Annotated in this window: 14 protein-coding genes and 2 tRNA genes; 13 read left to right on the top strand and 3 right to left on the bottom strand. The window is 46.1% G+C overall.

The genetic code is table 11. The annotated features are described in order from the left end of the window. The first annotated feature begins 22 nt into the window (after nucleotides 1-22). Nucleotides 23-1,912 (top strand): 1-deoxy-D-xylulose-5-phosphate synthase, encoded by a 1,890-nt coding sequence (gene dxs / locus TWT_RS02770; RefSeq protein ID WP_011096234.1) that lies wholly within the window; start codon nucleotides 23-25, stop codon nucleotides 1,910-1,912. Nucleotides 1,913-2,211: 299 nt separating this feature from the next. On the opposite strand, the gene TWT_RS02765 is transcribed toward dxs, so the two are convergent. Further along, nucleotides 2,212-2,282: transfer RNA gene (locus TWT_RS02765), tRNA-Gly, on the bottom strand. Nucleotides 2,283-2,295: 13 nt separating this feature from the next. Beyond that, nucleotides 2,296-2,430 (bottom strand): hypothetical protein, encoded by a 135-nt coding sequence (locus TWT_RS05170; RefSeq protein WP_268969102.1) that lies wholly within the window; start codon nucleotides 2,428-2,430, stop codon nucleotides 2,296-2,298. Nucleotides 2,431-2,491: 61 nt separating this feature from the next. Here TWT_RS05170 and TWT_RS02760 point away from each other — a divergent pair. The 6 genes from TWT_RS02760 to clpX all read left to right on the top strand — a co-directional run bounded on the left by TWT_RS02760 (nucleotide 2,492) and on the right by clpX (nucleotide 7,584). Beyond that, nucleotides 2,492-2,565 (top strand) — tRNA-Pro (locus tag TWT_RS02760). A gap of 51 nt (nucleotides 2,566-2,616) precedes the next feature. Beyond that, a complete protein-coding gene (gene tig, locus TWT_RS02755; protein WP_011102603.1) occupies nucleotides 2,617-3,930 on the top strand; it encodes a trigger factor in 1,314 nt (437 codons plus the stop codon). After that, nucleotides 3,927-5,129 carry a hypothetical protein gene (locus tag TWT_RS02750; RefSeq protein ID WP_011102602.1) on the top strand — a complete coding sequence of 401 codons (1,203 nt, stop codon included), beginning with the start codon at nucleotides 3,927-3,929 and terminating at the stop codon, nucleotides 5,127-5,129. The genes tig and TWT_RS02750 overlap by 4 nt, the downstream gene beginning before the upstream one ends. Continuing rightward, nucleotides 5,126-5,668: an ATP-dependent Clp protease proteolytic subunit gene (locus tag TWT_RS02745; RefSeq protein WP_011096237.1), complete on the top strand. Its 543-nt coding sequence runs from the start codon at nucleotides 5,126-5,128 to the stop codon at nucleotides 5,666-5,668. Before TWT_RS02750 ends, TWT_RS02745 begins: the two co-directional genes overlap by 4 nt. 11 nt (nucleotides 5,669-5,679) lie before the next feature. Continuing rightward, nucleotides 5,680-6,303: an ATP-dependent Clp protease proteolytic subunit gene (locus TWT_RS02740; RefSeq protein WP_011096238.1), complete on the top strand. Its 624-nt coding sequence runs from the start codon at nucleotides 5,680-5,682 to the stop codon at nucleotides 6,301-6,303. Nucleotides 6,304-6,312: 9 nt separating this feature from the next. Further along, nucleotides 6,313-7,584: an ATP-dependent Clp protease ATP-binding subunit ClpX gene (clpX, locus tag TWT_RS02735; RefSeq protein ID WP_011102601.1), complete on the top strand. Its 1,272-nt coding sequence runs from the start codon at nucleotides 6,313-6,315 to the stop codon at nucleotides 7,582-7,584. Here clpX and valS read toward each other — a convergent pair. Continuing rightward, nucleotides 7,576-10,146, bottom strand: a complete 2,571-nt coding sequence (gene valS / locus TWT_RS02730; protein ID WP_011102600.1) for a valine--tRNA ligase — start codon at nucleotides 10,144-10,146, stop codon at nucleotides 7,576-7,578. The two genes, clpX and valS, sit on opposite strands and share 9 nt — an antisense overlap. A gap of 196 nt (nucleotides 10,147-10,342) precedes the next feature. Here valS and ileS point away from each other — a divergent pair, with 196 nt between their 5' ends. The 6 genes from ileS (at nucleotide 10,343) to rplU (ending at nucleotide 18,098) form a co-directional block, all read left to right on the top strand. Next, complete coding sequence (gene ileS, locus TWT_RS02725) at nucleotides 10,343-13,513, top strand: isoleucine--tRNA ligase (protein WP_011096241.1); 3,171 nt, start codon at nucleotides 10,343-10,345, stop codon at nucleotides 13,511-13,513. Between the two features lie 85 nt (nucleotides 13,514-13,598). Beyond that, nucleotides 13,599-14,984: a bifunctional folylpolyglutamate synthase/dihydrofolate synthase gene (locus TWT_RS02720; protein ID WP_011102598.1), complete on the top strand. Its 1,386-nt coding sequence runs from the start codon at nucleotides 13,599-13,601 to the stop codon at nucleotides 14,982-14,984. A gap of 4 nt (nucleotides 14,985-14,988) precedes the next feature. Then, complete coding sequence (locus TWT_RS02715) at nucleotides 14,989-15,318, top strand: DUF4233 domain-containing protein (RefSeq protein ID WP_038110777.1); 330 nt, start codon at nucleotides 14,989-14,991, stop codon at nucleotides 15,316-15,318. Between the two features lie 64 nt (nucleotides 15,319-15,382). Continuing rightward, entirely contained in the window at nucleotides 15,383-15,793 is a 411-nt protein-coding gene (ndk, locus tag TWT_RS02710) for a nucleoside-diphosphate kinase (protein WP_011102597.1), read from the top strand. A gap of 217 nt (nucleotides 15,794-16,010) precedes the next feature. Continuing rightward, on the top strand, nucleotides 16,011-17,660 hold the full coding sequence (locus tag TWT_RS02705; protein WP_011102596.1) for an Rne/Rng family ribonuclease: 1,650 nt from the start codon (nucleotides 16,011-16,013) through the stop codon (nucleotides 17,658-17,660). A 123-nt stretch (nucleotides 17,661-17,783) separates the two neighbouring features. Continuing rightward, a complete protein-coding gene (gene rplU, locus TWT_RS02700; protein ID WP_011102595.1) occupies nucleotides 17,784-18,098 on the top strand; it encodes a 50S ribosomal protein L21 in 315 nt (104 codons plus the stop codon). Nucleotides 18,099-18,120: the final 22 nt, after the last annotated feature.

Genomic DNA, 18,120 nt, shown 5'->3' with positions numbered 1-18,120 from the left:
TGGTGTTTTTCACGGATTTTTTATGTGTACAAAACGGCAGTATGGTCTACTTGAAAGTATACGAAGCCCAAGAGACCTTGACTCTTTTACCCCGCATCAGCTTGATGAGCTTGAGTGTCAGGTGCGCGATTTTCTCATCCAAAGTGTCGCAAAAACCGGTGGGCATCTGGGGTCGAATCTTGGCGTTGTCGAGCTGAGCATAGCGCTACACAGGTCATTTAGATCTCCCGAAGATTGCATAATCTTTGATGTCGGTCATCAGTGCTATGTTCACAAGCTAATAACCGGCAGGCACGATTTCAAAGCTTTACGGTGCAAGAATGGGCTATCCGGTTATCCGTCACGACATGAATCAAACCACGATATTGTCGAAAACTCTCATGCTTCCGCTGCACTTAGCTGGGCGGATGGCGTGTCACGTGCTCGGACTCTGTTAGGTAATGACAATTATGTTATTGCTGTTGTCGGCGATGGGTCACTGACAGGCGGGATGTGCTGGGAGGCGCTAAATAACATCAGCGACGACAATAACCGCCGGCTTGTAATAGTTGTCAACGATAATGGACGGTCGTATGCTCGTACAATTGGCGGTATAGCACGATTTTTGAATGCGGTTCGTGCAAGTAAGAGTTATTTGTGGCTCAGGGAGTCAAGCGAAGCGGTGTTTTCGCATATGGGGTCACCCGGGCGGCGCCTGTACCAGGGGATTAGAGGGGCAATACATGGGTTCTTGAGCCGCTTTTCAAGCTCAAATAAGCTTTTCTCGAATCTTGATATCCGGTATTTAGGACCGATAAATGGCCATAATCGCAAAGCTCTTGAGAAGGCATTCAAACAGGCGAAGCAATATGCACGCCCAATTATTGTTCACGTGATAACAGAAAAGGGTCATGGATATCCCCCAGCGCTCGAGGATGCTCTGGATTGTCTTCACACTGTTGGTGTAATAGATCCCAGCACTGGTAAATCCGCCTCTGTGCAGGGCCAAGTGCGTCAAGATACATGGACTGGCGTCTTTGGGGAAGAGCTTTTGCGGCTTGCCGAGAGCAATACAAACATTGTTGCTGTCACCGCTGCCATGCTACACCCAACTGGCCTTTCCATGTTTGCTGAAAAATTTCCACACAGGGTTTTCGATGTTGGTATTGCGGAGCAGCATGCCGTTGCATCTGCCGCTGGGCTTGCGTATGAAGGGCTACATCCGGTTGTTGCGATTTATTCAACCTTTATGAATAGGGCCTTTGATCAGGTTATGATGGATGTTGCCTTACATGGCGCACCGGTAACGTTCGTCCTTGATAGGGCAGGGATAACAGGTCCTGATGGGGCTAGCCACCACGGAATTTGGGACCTTTCGCTTTTGCGAATTGTGCCAGGTATTAAACTTTATGCTCCACGGGATGCTAGCACATTGAGAAATACCCTCGCGCTTGTCTGCTCCGAAGATTGTCCTACTGCTATACGTTTCCCAAGAGGGAGTGTTTGCGACGATCTTCCGGCTTTACGTTCTCTGGACGACGGAATTGATGTGCTCTATGGATCTTGCGATCGCGAAGATATCGTTATTGTTGCCATTGGCGTTATGGCACATGCATGCGTTAGAGCTGCCCAATTACTGGCAGAGTCTGGAATAGAATCAACTGTTATAAATCCTGTTTGCTTCTGGCCCCTACATAGGCAGGTCCTGGCCAGGGTGTCGAAGGCAAAGCTGGTTGTGCTTGCTGAAGAAGGGGCGAAATCACCCGGTCTTGGTGACTATATTGCCGGAAGACGATTGTTAGAATTTGTGATCCCAGGGGATTTCCAACCCCAGGGATCACGCGATGAGTTACTTGATGCAATTGGTTTAAATGGGGAGCATATTGCCCGTAAGATAAAGGCCCGGTTCAATCAAATTATCAATTGCGTGTAAGGCACCACGCTTTAAGACACCATGCTTGTGTTATGCCCTTTTGAGCCATGAAACATCGTTATTCACCGTCTCTTTTGTAGAAAAATATCATGAATTCACTGGATAATTTGCTAGAACGTATACAGTAAATCAACTAAACAAACAAGACTTACGCAGCTGAGACTTACGCAGCTGTGCAGTGTTGCATTGCGCTGTGTTCAGAATATTTTTGTGACCAGAAATTTTTGTTACACAGGGGCGCTAATTATCTACTGACAACGGCCAGTAAATTTGACCTGAAATAGGTTGTGTGATCCGTGAGGGGGTGACGGGAATCGAACCCGCGCCACCAGTTTGGAAGACTGGAACTCTACCACTGAGCTACACCCCCAGTAAATTCAATGCTACTCTTTTATCTCTTTGAGATTAAGCGGTTTACCAATTCCATATGATCGCCTGAGTGTACGAGAATTCAGATGTGCGCCTGTTAGGTTGCTTGAGAAGGCTAAGTGCAAGGAAGAATCACGGGCATCAATCAAATGATTATGTCAGGTGATTTGTAAACTCCATAACCCGTGGGTATCGTATTCCTGTGCCCTCCGGGGTGTAGCTCAGTTTGGTAGAGCGCCCGCTTTGGGAGCGGGAGGTCGCAGGTTCAAATCCTGTCGCCCCGACTTTATGCTGAAACATCCCTCCCCTGTTCTATAATTTCCGGAGAAGCAAAAATGGGCAGAACTTTGAAGAGTATCGTACAAAGGGTCAGTGAGACAGAGCTGAAGCTGCAGGTAACTATTCCCTCCGAAAGCTTAAAGCCCCATGTCGACAGGGCCTATAGGGAAGTTGCAAAAACTGTCAGTGTTCCGGGTTTCCGTCGTGGAAAAGTTCCAGTCAGGATTATTGACCAAAGGATTGGAAAGCATGTAGTGCTCGATAGGGCTATCAATGACTGCATAGGCGATTTTTTCCAATCCGCAGTTGATGAGCAGGGCCTAACCCCCGTTGCAGCACCAAAAGCGCATATCGCTTCTCTTCCGACAGAGCCCGACGCTTCGCTTGAAGTTGTGTTTGATGTGCATGTTTATCCGGATGTAGATTTCCCGGCTTTTGAGAATAAGCAGATAGAAGTTGATGCAATAGATGTCACAGATAGTATGGTTGATTCTGAAATAGTTGGTATTCGGGAAAAGCTGGCAACTTTTACTGCTTTAGATAGGCCAGCTATTGATGGCGATTTTCTGATTCTTGACTTACAGATTCTTGATGGCGATAAAGTCTTAAGCGAATCGAATGCCGTGCCGTACGAGCTTGGTTCCAATACTCTGTTTGACGGCCTTGATTCTGCCTTGACCTCTGCCCGTGCGGGTTACACCACAACAATCGATCTAACCCCTCCCGTAGAAGATCCGGCAGGCGAAAACCCTCAGCAAGATCAGTTTGCTAAAAGCGGGGATACAAGACGTGTAAAACTGAAAGTTTCCTCTGTCAATAAACGGGACTTGCCTGAGGAAAATGATGAACTTGCACGTCTTGTCGGTGGGTTTGCAAACCTCGAGGAGTTAAGGAAGGATTCTGCAAAGAATATTGAGAGGTCAATGCTTTTTCAAAGAAGTCTTCAGGCCAGGGATTTACTGCTCGAGCAATTGCTGTCGGAAATTACCTTTCTTCTTCCAGGACCAATAGCTGATGTATTAGACGAGATTAAGGATGAAGAGGAAAAGCAAAACAGAACAAAGCAAGCTCGCAGGGATATATTGCTTGATTTACTTGCAAAGACTTTTTCTGTAACCCTCAAAGAGGATGAATTGGAGCGATATTTGTCAAGTGCCGCAGCGCAGAGAAAGATGAGTGTTGCCACACTTGTCTCTGTGATAAAAAGCGCGGGGCAGGATAAGTATGTTATTTCTGATATTGTCCGAAACAAGGCACTTTCAATTGCATTGAGCAGAGTTAAAGTGATTGACTCGGCAGGAAATCCGTTGGATATTTCTGAGTTTACGATTAAGACTGATGGGGATCCGAAGGTCAGGAGGTCCGAATGAACAGAAGGCAAGGATTGCGCTTTGTGAGGTCTGCCTGTTTCCGTCTGTTGTGCGCATTATCCCTCGGTATTGTCATGTATGGAGCGTTTGCTGTTCTATCATTTTTGACTTCGATTGCGATAGGTAGTTTTACTTTCCCTTCATTCGACTCGTCATCCCCCCCGGGATCCCAGTTTTTTTCATCCGGTCCACAGTCGCTTTTTGCAGTGCCCATGGTCGGCTTTTTGCAGGGTGCTTCTTTGCTTGCGACGGGTTTTTCAAGATTTGCCTTTGACACCGCCTTTGGAAGTATGCGCTTTACGGTCTCTTCTCTTCCTGTCTCCACGGTTGTGTTGCTTGTGATCTTGTTTATTTCCTCCAGACTTCTTGAGCGTTTTTTACCGAGTAAGTCTTTGAAAGAGAAGATTCTGCTGTCTCTGTCTTCGTCTGTTGTTGTCACACTTCTGGCACTTTTTTCACTCTTTGTTTCTGACCCGACAATAATTTACAGTTTATTTTTTCTAATTTTTGATTTTCTTGCTTTGTTTCTGACCGATCTCCTCGGCAGGTTACGTCTGCGCCTTACCGGATTTATTCGCGAATCATTATTTTTTGTTACCCTGTTTGTTGTACTTGGATTTGTTGTTCTGGTCGTGCTGATTGTGCCAAGTTACACCGAATTTCCTTTTCTTCTTTCCGCCCTGGTTATCTACAGCGTCCCTTTGTCTGTCGTGTTTGCTGCGTATGCGGGTGGCGCGGGGTTCTTTTTGAGGGTCGATAGCGTGTATGAAAAGGTATCGTACTTTCATACGCATATGTTATTCGTACTGGTTCTCTTGATTCTTCTGTTTTTTGTCGCCCTGCGTCTTGCTGCCATGAGAAAGCCATGCACAAAAAAACAGGCCCTTTCTTCGATATGGCATATGCCGACAGCGGTGTTTTTATTGGCCATTGTGCTGTCTTGTTTTACGGCCGGGTTTTCCATTTCTCCTGTTGTTCCTTCGGGTAGTTTTGTTACAGTTGAAGTTGGTATGAACGGCGTCATTTTTGCTGTGTTGTTAATGGCCTGGGCGTACCTTGTACAGGTTTTTGCAATCTATGCCGCTCCATTTGTTGCCAGGAGAATCCCATTTTTGTACAGGATAATAAGACTTGGTGTTCGGAAGCGTGGTACCGTGTCAAGAAAACAGATAAAGCGAGTTCTTAAGGGGTTGCCGTGAGCGAGACAAAGCAAACAGTTTTTGATCGCCTTCTTCAAGAGAGGATTGTTTGGCTTGGTGAGGCTATAGATGACAAGCTTGCGAATGAGATATGCGCAAAAATATTGCTTCTGAATGCTGATGACCCGAAGGAAGACATTTTTCTGTATATCAATTCACCGGGCGGGTCCATAACTGCAGGGATGGCGATTTATGACACCATGCAGTTTGTTAGCAATGATATTGTCACCGTTGGTATTGGGATGGCCGCCTCGATGGGTCAGGTGTTGCTTACTTCGGGCACCCAAAACAAGCGCTACATTATGCCGAATGCTCGTGTTTTGCTTCATCAGCCATTGGCCGGTTTTGGGGGGACAGCGAGTGATATACAGACACAGGCGAAGTTGATTCTAGACATGAAGTATAGGCTCAGTCAGATAACCGCCTCTAGAACGGGTAAAACTGTTGAGCAGATTATGGAGGACGGCGACAGGGATCACTGGTTCACTGCCGAAGAGGCATTGGAATACGGTTTTGTTGATCATATACGTACCGAGTAGGAAAGGGCTTTATGTACCCAAATTCAAGATATATTTTGCCGAGTCTCGACGAGCGTACTGCCTATGGGTATAAACAGGTTGATCCGTACACAAAGCTGTTTGAAGATCGCATAGTTTTTCTTGGAGTTCAGATTGATGATGCATCTGCTGATGATGTTATGGCACAGCTCTTGGTTCTTGAAGGTCAAGATGCTGAACGCGACATAATTATGTATATCAATTCACCTGGCGGGTCTTTTACAGCCATGACAGCCATATACGACACGATGCAGTATATACGTCCGCAGATACAGACAGTGTGTCTTGGGCAGGCCGCCTCGGCTGCTGCCGTGATCCTGTCGGCCGGAACTCCAGGAAAGAGACTTGCCTTGCCAAACGCAAGAATACTAATTCACCAGCCCGTTGTCGCCTCTTCCGGTTACGGTCAGGCAAGTGATATAGAGATACAGGCTCGTGAAATAATGCGCATGCGCGAATGGCTAGAAAAAACACTTGCCCAACATTCCAATAAGTCTGTAAAACAAGTCAGTAAGGATATTGATCGTGATAAGATCCTTTCTTCCGAGCAGGCTTTGGAATATGGCTTGATTGATCAGATATTGGTTAGTCGTAAAGCTGGCCTGGGTAAGAAATAGGGGTTATGCTTGACGGATGATACCGAATATCGGTGTTCTTTTTGCGGAAAGGAACACCATCAGGTTGATGATCTGATAGCCGGTCCGGATGTGCGTATATGCAGCGAGTGTGTTGTTCTGAGCTGCGAGATTGTTGAGGATAGAAGAAATGAGGCTCTTGCGAAGCAAGATGCTTTTATCAAGAGAAAACAGCGGTCAGTTCTTGAGGGCTTACCGAAACCCGCTGAGATATATGCCTTTCTTGATGAGTATGTAATTGGTCAGCAGAAGGCAAAGCGTGATTTGTCGGTTGCGGTTTATAACCATTACAAGAGGCTTGTCTCGACAAAAAGTGAGAGCGAAAATGAAGTTGAGCTCTCCAAGTCAAATATTCTACTGATTGGCCCTACAGGTTGTGGCAAAACTTACCTCGCACAAACCCTCGCTCGGATGCTTCGTGTTCCCTTTGCTGTCGCCGATGCAACAGCTTTGACAGAGGCGGGATATGTCGGGGATGATGTTGAAAATGTCCTCTTAAAACTTTTACAGGACGCTGATTTTGATATTACTCGCGCCGAGGCGGGTATCGTATGCATAGATGAGATTGACAAAATATCTCGCAAGGCCGACAGTCCCTCAATTACGCGGGATGTTTCAGGAGAGGGTGTTCAACAGGCTCTCCTGAAAATTCTAGAGGGTACGGTAGCGTCTGTTCCTTTGCAAGGTGGTAAAAAGCATACCCAATACGAACAGGCCAGCATAAACACGAGGAATATTCTTTTTATTGTTGCAGGCGCTTTTTCCGGGATAGAGGAAATTATTTCATCTCGTATCGGCAGATCTAACATGGGCTTCGGGTCGGATTTGCTTAGGAAAGATACGGATGTATTTGACCAGATTTTACCCGAGGACTTGAGAAAATTTGGGCTTATTCCGGAGTTTATTGGCCGCCTTCCGATTGTTACAGCAATTTCTCATCTTGACGGAGAGGATATGATTCGGGTTTTGACCGAGCCTAAGAATGCACTTGTAAAGCAGTACAAAAGGCTTTTTTCGCTCGATGGGGTTTCTCTTGGGTTTGACCACGAAGCGCTTGAGGCAATAGTAGAATTGGCACTCAAAAGAAAAACTGGCGCACGAGCATTGCGCTCTGTCATGGAATCGATTTTGAGCCCCATAATGTTTGATGTTCCATCAAGAGGTGATATCGAAAGTGTCCGAATAACTGCCGAAACAGTTGCAGGTGGTGGCCCGCATCTTACGATGCGATGTGCTAGGTCTAATTACATCAGATCAGCGTGATATCTCTCCGTACTCTATCGCGAGAATCTGAGCGTCCCCGTCGATAAGCTCACATTTGTCGATTTTTCCCGCTCTCCGCAAGTCATCCATTATTGGCATAATTATTTCCGGATTGGGTAATGCGATTTTCAGGTAAGCAATTTCTGTTTTTTGCGACAGTTTTGCTTCCGTTTTGCCGCCTCTCACAAGAGACATAAAAGAGCATGCAATTTTTAACAGCTCAATATCCCCTGAATGGAGTTTCAGTGTTTCTGGCCAGCTCTGCGTATGCACAGAGGTTTCGTTAAACCACGACCATGCTTCTTCCGTTGCGTATGGTATGAACGGCGCGAGAAGTTTTATCACAATATTCGTCACTACCAGAAGTGTTGTAAGGGCACTTTCATCACCGGCGTATGCCCGGTCTTTTACAATTTCCACGTAATTATCACAGAAGTTCCAAAAGAAGGTTTCTGTAGTGTCAAGCGCTTTTGAGTGATCAAAATTTTTGAGGGCGTTTGTAGATTGCTCAATAGTCTGATCTAATTGCTTCAAAAGACTGAGATCCAAGGGGTTCGAAATTGCTGCAAAATCAATTGGGTAACATCGCTTCATATCGGGTTGTCCTGAATAGGTTTCTTTATTTTTATGCAGATGCACAACAAATCGCGCAGCGTTTAGCACCTTGAGGGCGAGTCGACGACCTATTTTTATCTGTGTTGGGTTTTCAACATCAAGAGCCGTATCAACCCCGAGTCTAGCGCAGGCTGCCCAATACCTGACCGCATCCGCACCATAACGGTCGAGTATATCCTTCGGAGTCTTTGCATTACCTTTTGACTTTGACATTTTCTTTCTGTCTGGGTCAAGAATAAATCCGGAAATAGCGGTACTCTTCCAGGGCGCAGTAGCATGGGCATACTCACTTCTAATAATGCTTGAGAAGAGCCAAGTCCTGATTATATCTTGCCCCTGTGGCCTGAGTGAATACGGGAAAATTGCCTCAAATAGCTTCGGATTTTTTAGGTACTTTCCGGCAAGCTGCGGTGTAAGGGAAGATGTTGCCCACGTATCCATAACATCGGTTTCGGCAACAAAACCATTGGGTGCCCCTCGTTGATTTTCAGAGTATCCTCTTGGTACCGCAATTGTCGGATCGAGTGGAAGGTCTTTTCTATCCGGAAAGATAGGATCATCAAATTTGGCATTCCCACGGTCATCTGTTTGATACCAGATCGGAAATGGCACCCCTAGAAACCTTTGTCTCGAGATTAGCCAGTCACTGTTCAATCCGGTTAGCCAGCCTTCATAGCGTCTAAGCATTGTTTTTGGATACCACTGAAGTTGTTTGCCAAGCTCAATTAATCTTTCAGTCAAAGCATTATCGCTGTAGCCATTCCGGATGTACCATTGTCTTGTTAGCAGTATCTCGAGCGGTTTGTCACCTTTCTCGAAGAACTTTACAGGGTGGGTTATTTTTCTCGGCTCACCGATAATTGACTTTTCAGAAATAAGCATTTCAAGGGTATGTTTCTTTGCGGCACTTAGCGTTTTTCCACTGAGGGTAGCAAAAGCTCGCCTTCCTCTTTCAGACACTATTGGGTCTGGGGCATCAGGCACCACCCTGCCGGATGCGTCGATAATCGGGCAGCTCTGTAGGTTAAGGTCTCTCCACCACTGGACATCAGTTATATCGCCAAATGTACATACCATTGCAATTCCACTTCCCTTGTCCGGCTGTGCGGCTCTGTGTGGTAGGACGGGTACCTTTACGTCAAATACCGGTGTAATGACATGTGATCCAAAAAGATGTTTGTACCTGTTGTCATCGGGATGCGCAACCAGCGCGACGCATCCAGCAAGTAATTCGGGCCTTGTTGTTTCGATTTCTACGGTAGCGTTTTCATTCTCGAAAGCGAGTCGGTAGTAAAATCCGGTTATTTGCCTTTCTTCAATTTCCGCCTGCGCCACAGCGGTGCGATATGTCACGTCCCACAATGTTGGTGCCCAATCCTGGTACGCAGCGCCTGAGTTAACGTTTTCTAGAAAGAAATGCTGAGATAGATGGATTGCATCATCATCTATGGTCCTGTAGGTTTGTGACCAGTCAACCGAGAGCCCGAGGTAATTCCAAAGCTCCTCAAACTTTCTCTCATCTTCTTCGGAGAGCTGTTGGCATAGTTCAATGAAGTTCCTTCTTGATATAGATCGCGCCATCGAATCGTTATTGATTTGAGCAAGTTTCAGATTCTGGCAATATGGCAAAGATGGATCACATCGTACCGAGAAGTAGTTTTGTACACGTCTTTCTGTCGGCAACCCGTTATCATCCCACCCCATTGGGTAAAACACAATTTTGCCCTGCATCCGCTGAAATCGGGCAATTATGTCTGTGTGAGTGTAACTAAATACATGTCCAATGTGCAACACCCCAGATGCCGTTGGGGGTGGTGTATCAATCGAATATACGTCTTGTTTTGCACTAACCTGCTCTAACTCAAAGTTATAAATCTTTGAGCTTTTCCAAAGCTTTGACCATTTTTCCTCAAGGCCCTCTAAACTCGGTTTATCTGGAATATTCATTTGTTATTTCTACAATCTCCAAAAAGCTGCATCTCTTGCCGCTTCTTAGCAAGTTTATGTTAGCAATTTCACTGTTAGCAATTTCAAAAGGGATTCTAGCTCTGTTGGTGCTTTGCTGAACATGTCATTGTCATAATAATGACATTGCTATGGGGATCTCATAGTATTGATCTCGATAGAGAAAGGTTTTCTTCAGATGTGTGATCAAGGCGAGGTTTCTTCGCAGAACAGTTCGGATTATAAAGAACAGCGCCCTACACCACGGCCAAATCTTCCGAAAATTGAGGAGAGTGTATTGGCCTTTTGGTCGAGCGATAAGACCTTTGAAGCCTCGCTTGAGCAAAGACAACACGGTAAGCGGTGGGTGTTCTATGATGGCCCTCCATTTGCCAATGGCCTTCCACATTTCGGGCATTTGTTGACAGGTTATATAAAGGATGCTATCCCTCGATATCAAACAATGCGTGGTCAGTATGTTCCACGAGTGTTCGGGTGGGACACCCACGGTTTGCCGGCAGAGCTTGAGGCAATGAAGCGTCTCGGCATAACCGAGAAATCTCAGATTGAATCTATGGGAATTGCGAGCTTTAACGAAGCGGCCAGAAAGTCAGTACTGACATATGTTGATCAATGGGAAGAATATGTTAACCGTCAGGCGCGATGGGTTGATTTTAAAAACGGATACAAAACTCTCGATCTTGATTACATGGAGTCAGTTCTATGGGCTTTTAAAACCCTTTACAAAAAGGGGGTTATATACGAGGGATACAAGGTTTTACCGTATTGCTGGAATGATCAAACACCCCTTAGCAACCACGAATTGCGCATGGATGATGAAGTGTATAAACAACGCTTGGATGATTCCCTTACGGTTACTTTCCCCCTTATTGGCCAGAAGGCCAAAACGTGTGGACTCGACGGTGTTGCAGCCCTTGCCTGGACGACAACGCCATGGACTTTACCGAGCAATATGGCTCTTATCGTTTCCCCGAATGTCGAGTATGTTGTTGTTTCTTCTGCTCGGCAGAATTCTAATTCTGATTTTTTACTCTGCAAGTCTTCTCTTGATTCATACGCAGAGTGTCTCGGTTATGAATCAGGGCAAGATGCCCGTGCATCAATTAGACGCACTCTCCTTGGAAAAGAAATTGAGGGTATCCATTACAAGCCCCTGTTTGACTATTATGCCGACTTGCATAATGCCTTCACGATACTTTCTGACAATTATGTAGATGTTACAGAGGGAACAGGAATTGTCCATGCATCCCCAGCGCACGGTGAAGATGATAAACGAGTGTGTGATGCCTTTGGTGTGCCAACAGTTGTGTCAATCAATGACGCTGCGTGCTTCACGGATGTTATTAGTAACTATGCGGGGATGCATATCTTTGATGCTAATGCGGTTATACGTTCGGATTTATCACGGGATGGTCGTATTCTGCGTCACGAGTCCTATAAGCATTCGTATCCGCATTGCTGGCGCTGCCGCAGCCCCCTTATATACAAAGCGGTTACGAGCTGGTTTTTTAGGATAACCGATTCGGTGAACAGAATGCTTGAATTAAATCAGCAAATTAATTGGGTGCCAAAGAGTGTGAAGAACGGTCAATTTGCAAAATGGCTCTCTTCTGCAAAGGATTGGTCAATATCTCGTACAAGATATTGGGGCACCCCTATTCCTGTTTGGAAGAGTGATAACCCAGAATATCCCAGGATAGATTGCTACGGATCCTTGAAAGAGTTGGAAGATGATTTTGGTATAAAGCTTACAGATTTGCATCGCCCAGAGATAGATCGGTTAACCAGACCCAATCCCGATGATCCAACTGGCGCGTCTACCATGCGCCGTGTTCCTGACGTGCTCGATGTGTGGTTTGATGCTGCATCAATGCCATTTGCCCAATTGCATTATCCGTTCGAAAATATCGAGCGATTCGAGGCAAACAAGAGCGCTGATTTTATTGTCGAATATGCTGGCCAGATAAGAGGATGGTTTTATCTTTTGCATGCCATGTCAACAGCGCTTTTTGACGGCGTGGCGTTTAAAAACGCGATTTGTCACGGCATTGTCCTCGGCGACGATGGGCAGAAGGCATCCAAAAGCCTGCGTAATTATCCTGATGTTTATGACGTATTTGAGAATGAAGGGTCAGACGCCGTTCGCTGGTATCTAATTTCTAGCTCAATTTTACGCGGCGGAAGTCTGATTGTTAGTCGAAAAAAAATTCAGGATGCGATCCGGCAGTACATTACGCCACTGTGGAGCAGCTGGTATTTCTTTCACATTTATTCTGAGGCTGCCCGGCCAGGAGGCTATAAGGCCAGGTTTTCGGTCGACTCTCAGGATATTCTGGATCGCTACATTCTGTCCAAAACGGGGCTTCTGGTAGAAGATGTTACACGCTTTATGGATTCTTTTGATATGGCATCAGCCGCACTGCAGCTTCGTGATTTTGTTGCTGTTTTGACTAATTGGTATATCCGCCGCAGCCGTGATAGGTTCTGGGATGGCAGTGATACAGGTGCTTTTGACACCTTGTATACGGTGCTTGAGACTTTATGTCGGTTAGGGGCAGTATTTGTTCCGATGGTTTCTGAGCATGTCTATAAGTGTCTTACCAACAGTCGATCCGTGCATTTGTCTGATTGGCCCGATGTGGCGACTTTTCCTAATGAGACCGGTCTTGTTGAGACTATGGATAGGGTTCGAAAAATTTGTTCAACAGGCTTGAGCCTTAGAAAGCGCCTGGGCATAAAGGCCCGGCAACCACTTTCCTCAGCACATATCAGGGTCGCTCAAGTGGGATCTTTGGCTCAATACAAAGACATAATATCCGGAGAGCTAAACGTAAAAACCGTTTCAATTGAGGAGGGGTCCTGCACTCAGCGAATGCTAAAAATATTACCCCGTGTAGCAGGTCCCAGGCTTGCAGGGGATGTTCAGACTGTTATTGCCGCGGCCCGACGTGGTGACTGGACTGACCACGACGGGCATGTCACCGCGGGTGGTATTCCTTTGCTTGAAAATGAATACCAACTTGTTGCAGGTGCGCAAGACTCAAAAAATTCACAGCCCTTGCCGTTTGGCGGGAGTGTAACTCTTGATACGCGTATAGACGAAACGCTGAGGTCGGAAGGTGTTGCGCGTGATACTGTACGACAGATCCAAATTGCACGAAAAGAAAAAGATCTGAATATTACCGATCGCATTTCCTTAGAGGTATGCGTGCCCGATGAGCAAGTAAAGAACAATCTTCTAGCTTTCAGTGAGTTGATCTGCAAGGAGACTCTTTGCGACCGTCTTGATATTCTTGTGAAAAAGGGTATAGACGGAATTACAGTTTCGCTGGAAAAATTTAGACAATAGCTGTGTGATACATCTATTCGGCTCGATAGCCTATTCAGTTTGTCCGCCTGAGTTTCCCTTACTGGATGATTGGAGCCTGTAGGCCGTGTCAGAGTTTTACAGGCAGATTATGTCAAGAGCCGGCGAGGCCCTCCCGCAGCCGCGGCTTGATGGCACCAAACTTGCCCTATCGTATCTGTCAAATCCTCAAGAATGTGCTCCGGTAATTCACATCACCGGAACAAATGGGAAAACAACTGTAAGCAGGATGATAGCCTGCATCCTAACATCTCTCGGGCTGCGTGTCGGTTTATTTACTAGCCCTCACATTACCGCTCTCGAGGAGAGAATTCAGATTGACATGAATCCCGTCCAGGGGCACATCTTAGAGAAACACTGGTTCGATATTCAGTTTCAGTTGCGGCTCGCGGATGCTCATCTTGAGAAAAAAAACTGCCCACCGCTGACATTTTTTGAGTGTATGACGGTTCTTGCATTTTCATGCTTTGCAGATACACCTGTGGATGTCATGGTGCTTGAGGTTGGTATGGGTGGTGCTTGGGATGCAACCAATGTTGTCGATGCCAGGGTGTGTGTTTTTACGCCAATTGATTTTGACCATACAGGTCGTTTGGGAAGCAGGTTAGAAGAGATTGCACGCACAAAAGCTGGGATAATCAAGCCAGGATCTTTTGTTGTAGCTGCAGAACAACATCAAGTTGTGCAAGAGTGCCTTGAGGATTATTTTGCATCCATAAATATCGGATGCCAGAGCTATGACACAGAATTACCTGACAAAATAAGGTTCTTTGGGCAAGATTTTGACTGTGATTACAAACCCGTTGCGGGAGGGCAAATACTCGATTTGCGTGGTCTATACGGTGAGTGCAACGAGGTTTTTCTTCCACTTTTTGGTGGATATCAGGCTAAAAACGCTGCCCTGTCCTTAGCTGCCGTGGAAAGCTTTTTTGGTAGGGTGGAACATGATATAGCCCTCGAGGCCTTTTCAAATATAACGAGCCCAGGGCGGCTTCAGATTATTTCTAAAAATCCAGTTGTTTTACTTGATGCAGCACATAATCCACATGCGGCAAAACATCTCGCAATTGCTCTGGATGAATTTTTTTCCTTTGGGAAAATTGTGTTTATTCTAGCGTTTTTATCCGATAAAGACATTGAAGGCATAATTCGTAATCTAATGTCTTTTTTACACGGCTCGCTGCGTGTAACGAGTGACTCCGTAGGTTACAGTGAATCGGAAAGCACCCGGTTCAGTAACCCTCGTGTAACATTTGTCATAACACAATCAACACACCCGCGAGCGGTTGCCGCTGATGTAGCGTTTAGCATTGCTAAAAGAGTTGTAGCTAACGAGGGACTTATAGTATGTGAAAGTGCGAATGATGCGTTTCAGTACAGTACCAGGCTTAACCCGGATGCCATTGTTGTCTCCGGCTCTATCAGCATTCTTAGTAGTTTTATTCCGCGATGAATAAATGAATTATCTCAGGACAAAGGTTGCAAGAGTTGTTCTCTCTTTTGAGCTCGTTGCATTTATTCTCGCAGGTGTTTTTTTGTTTACCATGCCATTTGACAGATTCCCTTCAGGGATTTTTATTGCTGTTGTGGCTCCGATGGCTTTTCTTGCGCTGCTCCTTAGTTCAAAGGTTTTCGGTATCACACTGGGCTGGATTGTGCAAATCTTTATTGTCACCGTTGGGTTTTTTATATCTATTCCAATTGCAATATTTGGGTTTATATTTGGCACGCTGTGGGCCTATGCGCTTTGGTCTGCGAGGCGCCATAACGGGCATATGGGGCAATAGGATTTGGATTAGACTGTGCTAGTCGGTAAATACTGTGCTAGTCGGTAAATAAGGGGGAATTATTTTGGAGCAGACACTCGTGATTATCAAGCCAGATGGGATTCGGCGTGGTTTGATCGGACAGGTATTGTCTCGCATTGAAGCAAAAGGCTATCAAATAGTCGATATCCGCATGCTAGTTCCAGACAGACAGTCAGTTGAAGAGCATTACTTGGAACACCGGGATCGACATTTTTATCTTCCGCTCGTAGATTTCATGACCTCTGGGCCTATTGTTCTGGTTAGGGCAGAGGGTCATGGGGTTGTAGATGCCCTTCGCACTCTCGTTGGCGTGTCAGACCCGACTTTAGCCTTGCCGGGCACAATTAGGGGCGATTTCGGGCGCAACTGGGGTCTTGGTGTTATACAGAATATAGTCCATGCCTCTGACTCGGTCAAGTCTGCTAAGCGTGAATTGGATATTTGGTTTCCATAAGGTTTTGCTTTGAATATTTCCTATTGCGTCAATCCCTTGGTCCTAATACCGTACCTTTAAAAATAACCTGTAACGGGAGTGTTATTTACCGGTAAACTTCTGCGTCCGAGTATATAATCCGTTAACGGACGCTCTTAGCTTTGCGTCGTTTGGCGCCTTTTGCGCATGGGTATCGGTACTGTTTGATATTTCCTGAGGTCAAGTCTGGCCTCGGATTGTGTTTGGTAGATGCATGGTTGATACGGGATCGAAGCGAGCCAGCGGTTATAAAGTTGTGTTTCAAGCTCCTGACTTTTCAGCGCGTATTGTCTCGCAAAAAAAACGGAGCGATATCACGCCTCTCCGTCAATCAAAACGTAGGGCGTCGAGAACTTCCCCCGCTGAAACAGGAATTTTACGGCGTAACACGCAGCGTGTTATGTTGGTTCGCGGCTCTGGCGCCTCAGATGTGCAAGTTGGCATCCTAGAGGAGGGCATCCTTGTTGAGTACTACATGGCTCGTGGTGCTTCAAGTTCTCTTGTAGGGAATATATATATGGGCAGAGTGCAGAATGTCTTGCCCGGAATGGAAGCTGCTTTTGTTGATATCGGCTGTGGCCGTAATGCCGTTTTGTATTCTGGCGAAGCTGTTTGGGAGGGCGTTAAGGCTCAGAGTATCGAAAATACCGTTAGAGAAGGCTCCTCGGTCCTTGTTCAAGTAACGAAGGATGCGGTTGCTAACAAGGGCCCAAGGGTTACTGGACAACTATCTCTCGCGGGTCGTTACTTGGTTTATGCCCCGGGTTCGGGCGGTGTAAGTCGTCGTATTGCACCATCCGAGCGCGCGCGCCTTCAGAAATCTCTGAAGGCAGCTGTGGAAGATGTCTCAAGTCTCATAATACGCACAGCAGCCGTTGGCGCAACAAGTGAACAGCTTGGTAATGATGCAAAGATGCTATGCGAAGCCTACAGGGCTATAAAGGAAAAGTCAGAAAACGCCACTGCCCCTTCAATAATCTATTCAGAGCCCGATCTCCTAATCAGGCTGCTTAGAGATACGTTCAATAACGACTTTAAAGAATTAATTGTTGAAGGTGCTGAACTCTATGAGCGGGTAAATTCCTATTTACAAGACGTATCACCGGAAATGCTGGGTAAAGTAAGTAAAAGTTCCGAAGAAGACTTGTTTGATGCATATCGCATAACGGAGCAAATAGATAGATCGTTGAACAGAAAGGTGCTTCTTCCATCTGGTGGGTCCCTCGTGGTTGATCATACCGAGGCAATGACCGTTATAGACGTTAACACCGGTAAATTTGTCGGAACGAGTAGCAGCCTAGAGCAAACCGTTACCGACAACAATCTAGAAGCGGTTGACGAAATAGTGCGACAGATTAGACTCAGGGACCTCGGTGGAATAGTTGTTATTGACTTTATTGACATGCTTTTACAAGAGAATCGCGATCTTGTTTATAACAGGCTATTGGAGGCCTTATCTCTTGATAGATCTCGTCACAAAGTTGCCGAGATAACGAGTTTGGGTCTTGTTCAAATGACCCGCAAAAAACTCGGTGTTGCCTTAGAGCCTGTCAGTGAGTTGTGTGATCGCTGCTCCGGCCGTGGTAGGGTCATAAATCCAGTACCCAATAAGCCACGTGCGCGGAAAAAGCATAGACTAAGGCAGGTCAACAAGGAGGCTTCTGATGCTGCGGTGAGAATTATTTCTGCAATGCAAGACACAGCGGGTTATTCTGATGCACGCAGTGACACCCTGTCTTCACGCGGCGCCCTTACGCCAGACAGTCAGGTCTCCATTTCGGTAGGTAATCGTCGTCGTAGGCTTGTTACATCGACTATTGACGCTAGTGGCGACCCGAGGGCGTCTTAGATTAAATTTTCTGCGTGCCTTATACGGGTGTTTTATGGCCTATCGTGTCTTTGGGAATTGTTGCCTTGTTGTTTTTTCGTGTAGAATCTTGTGTCGTTTCTGCTTTGCTTTGCAGGGGGCTTTGTGTTTGCTGTTGTGAAGGCTTCGGGCTTTCAGCGCTTGGTTGAGGTTGGCTCAGTTATTAGCATTGACCCAACCAATGTTGATTCTGGGGGTTTTGTCCACTTCCCGGTTCTGCTCCTGGTTGATGGTGCGGAAGTGGTTTCAGATCCGGATAAACTTCGGCTCGCGCGGGTGTCTGCGAAGTTTTTGCGTAAACTTCGTGGCCCAAAAGTGCGCATTCATAAATTTAAGAACAAAACAGGGTATCATAAGCGTCAGGGCCATCGCCAGGGGGTTTACGTTTTTAGCGTGACCTCTATAGAGCGTGGCGATTAGTTTGCTCGGTGCGAATTTATTA

The sequence above is a fragment of the Tropheryma whipplei str. Twist genome, assembly GCF_000007485.1.
Classification (GTDB): Bacteria; Actinomycetota; Actinomycetes; order Actinomycetales; family Microbacteriaceae; genus Tropheryma; species Tropheryma whipplei.
The sequence above is the reverse complement of the archived record's forward strand: the minus strand, read 5'-3'. Positions and strand labels throughout refer to the sequence as shown.

Coding starts and splice junctions, on each gene's coding strand:
- TWT_RS02750 (WP_011102602.1), top strand. CDS start 3,927: ATGAACAGAAGGCAAGGATTGCGCTTTGTGAGGTCTGCCTGTTTCCGT.
- TWT_RS02740 (WP_011096238.1), top strand. CDS start 5,680: ATGTACCCAAATTCAAGATATATTTTGCCGAGTCTCGACGAGCGTACT.
- dxs (WP_011096234.1), top strand. CDS start 23: ATGTGTACAAAACGGCAGTATGGTCTACTTGAAAGTATACGAAGCCCA.
- valS (WP_011102600.1), bottom strand. CDS start 10,146: ATGAATATTCCAGATAAACCGAGTTTAGAGGGCCTTGAGGAAAAATGG.
- tig (WP_011102603.1), top strand. CDS start 2,617: ATGGGCAGAACTTTGAAGAGTATCGTACAAAGGGTCAGTGAGACAGAG.
- TWT_RS02715 (WP_038110777.1), top strand. CDS start 14,989: ATGAATTATCTCAGGACAAAGGTTGCAAGAGTTGTTCTCTCTTTTGAG.
- ileS (WP_011096241.1), top strand. CDS start 10,343: ATGTGTGATCAAGGCGAGGTTTCTTCGCAGAACAGTTCGGATTATAAA.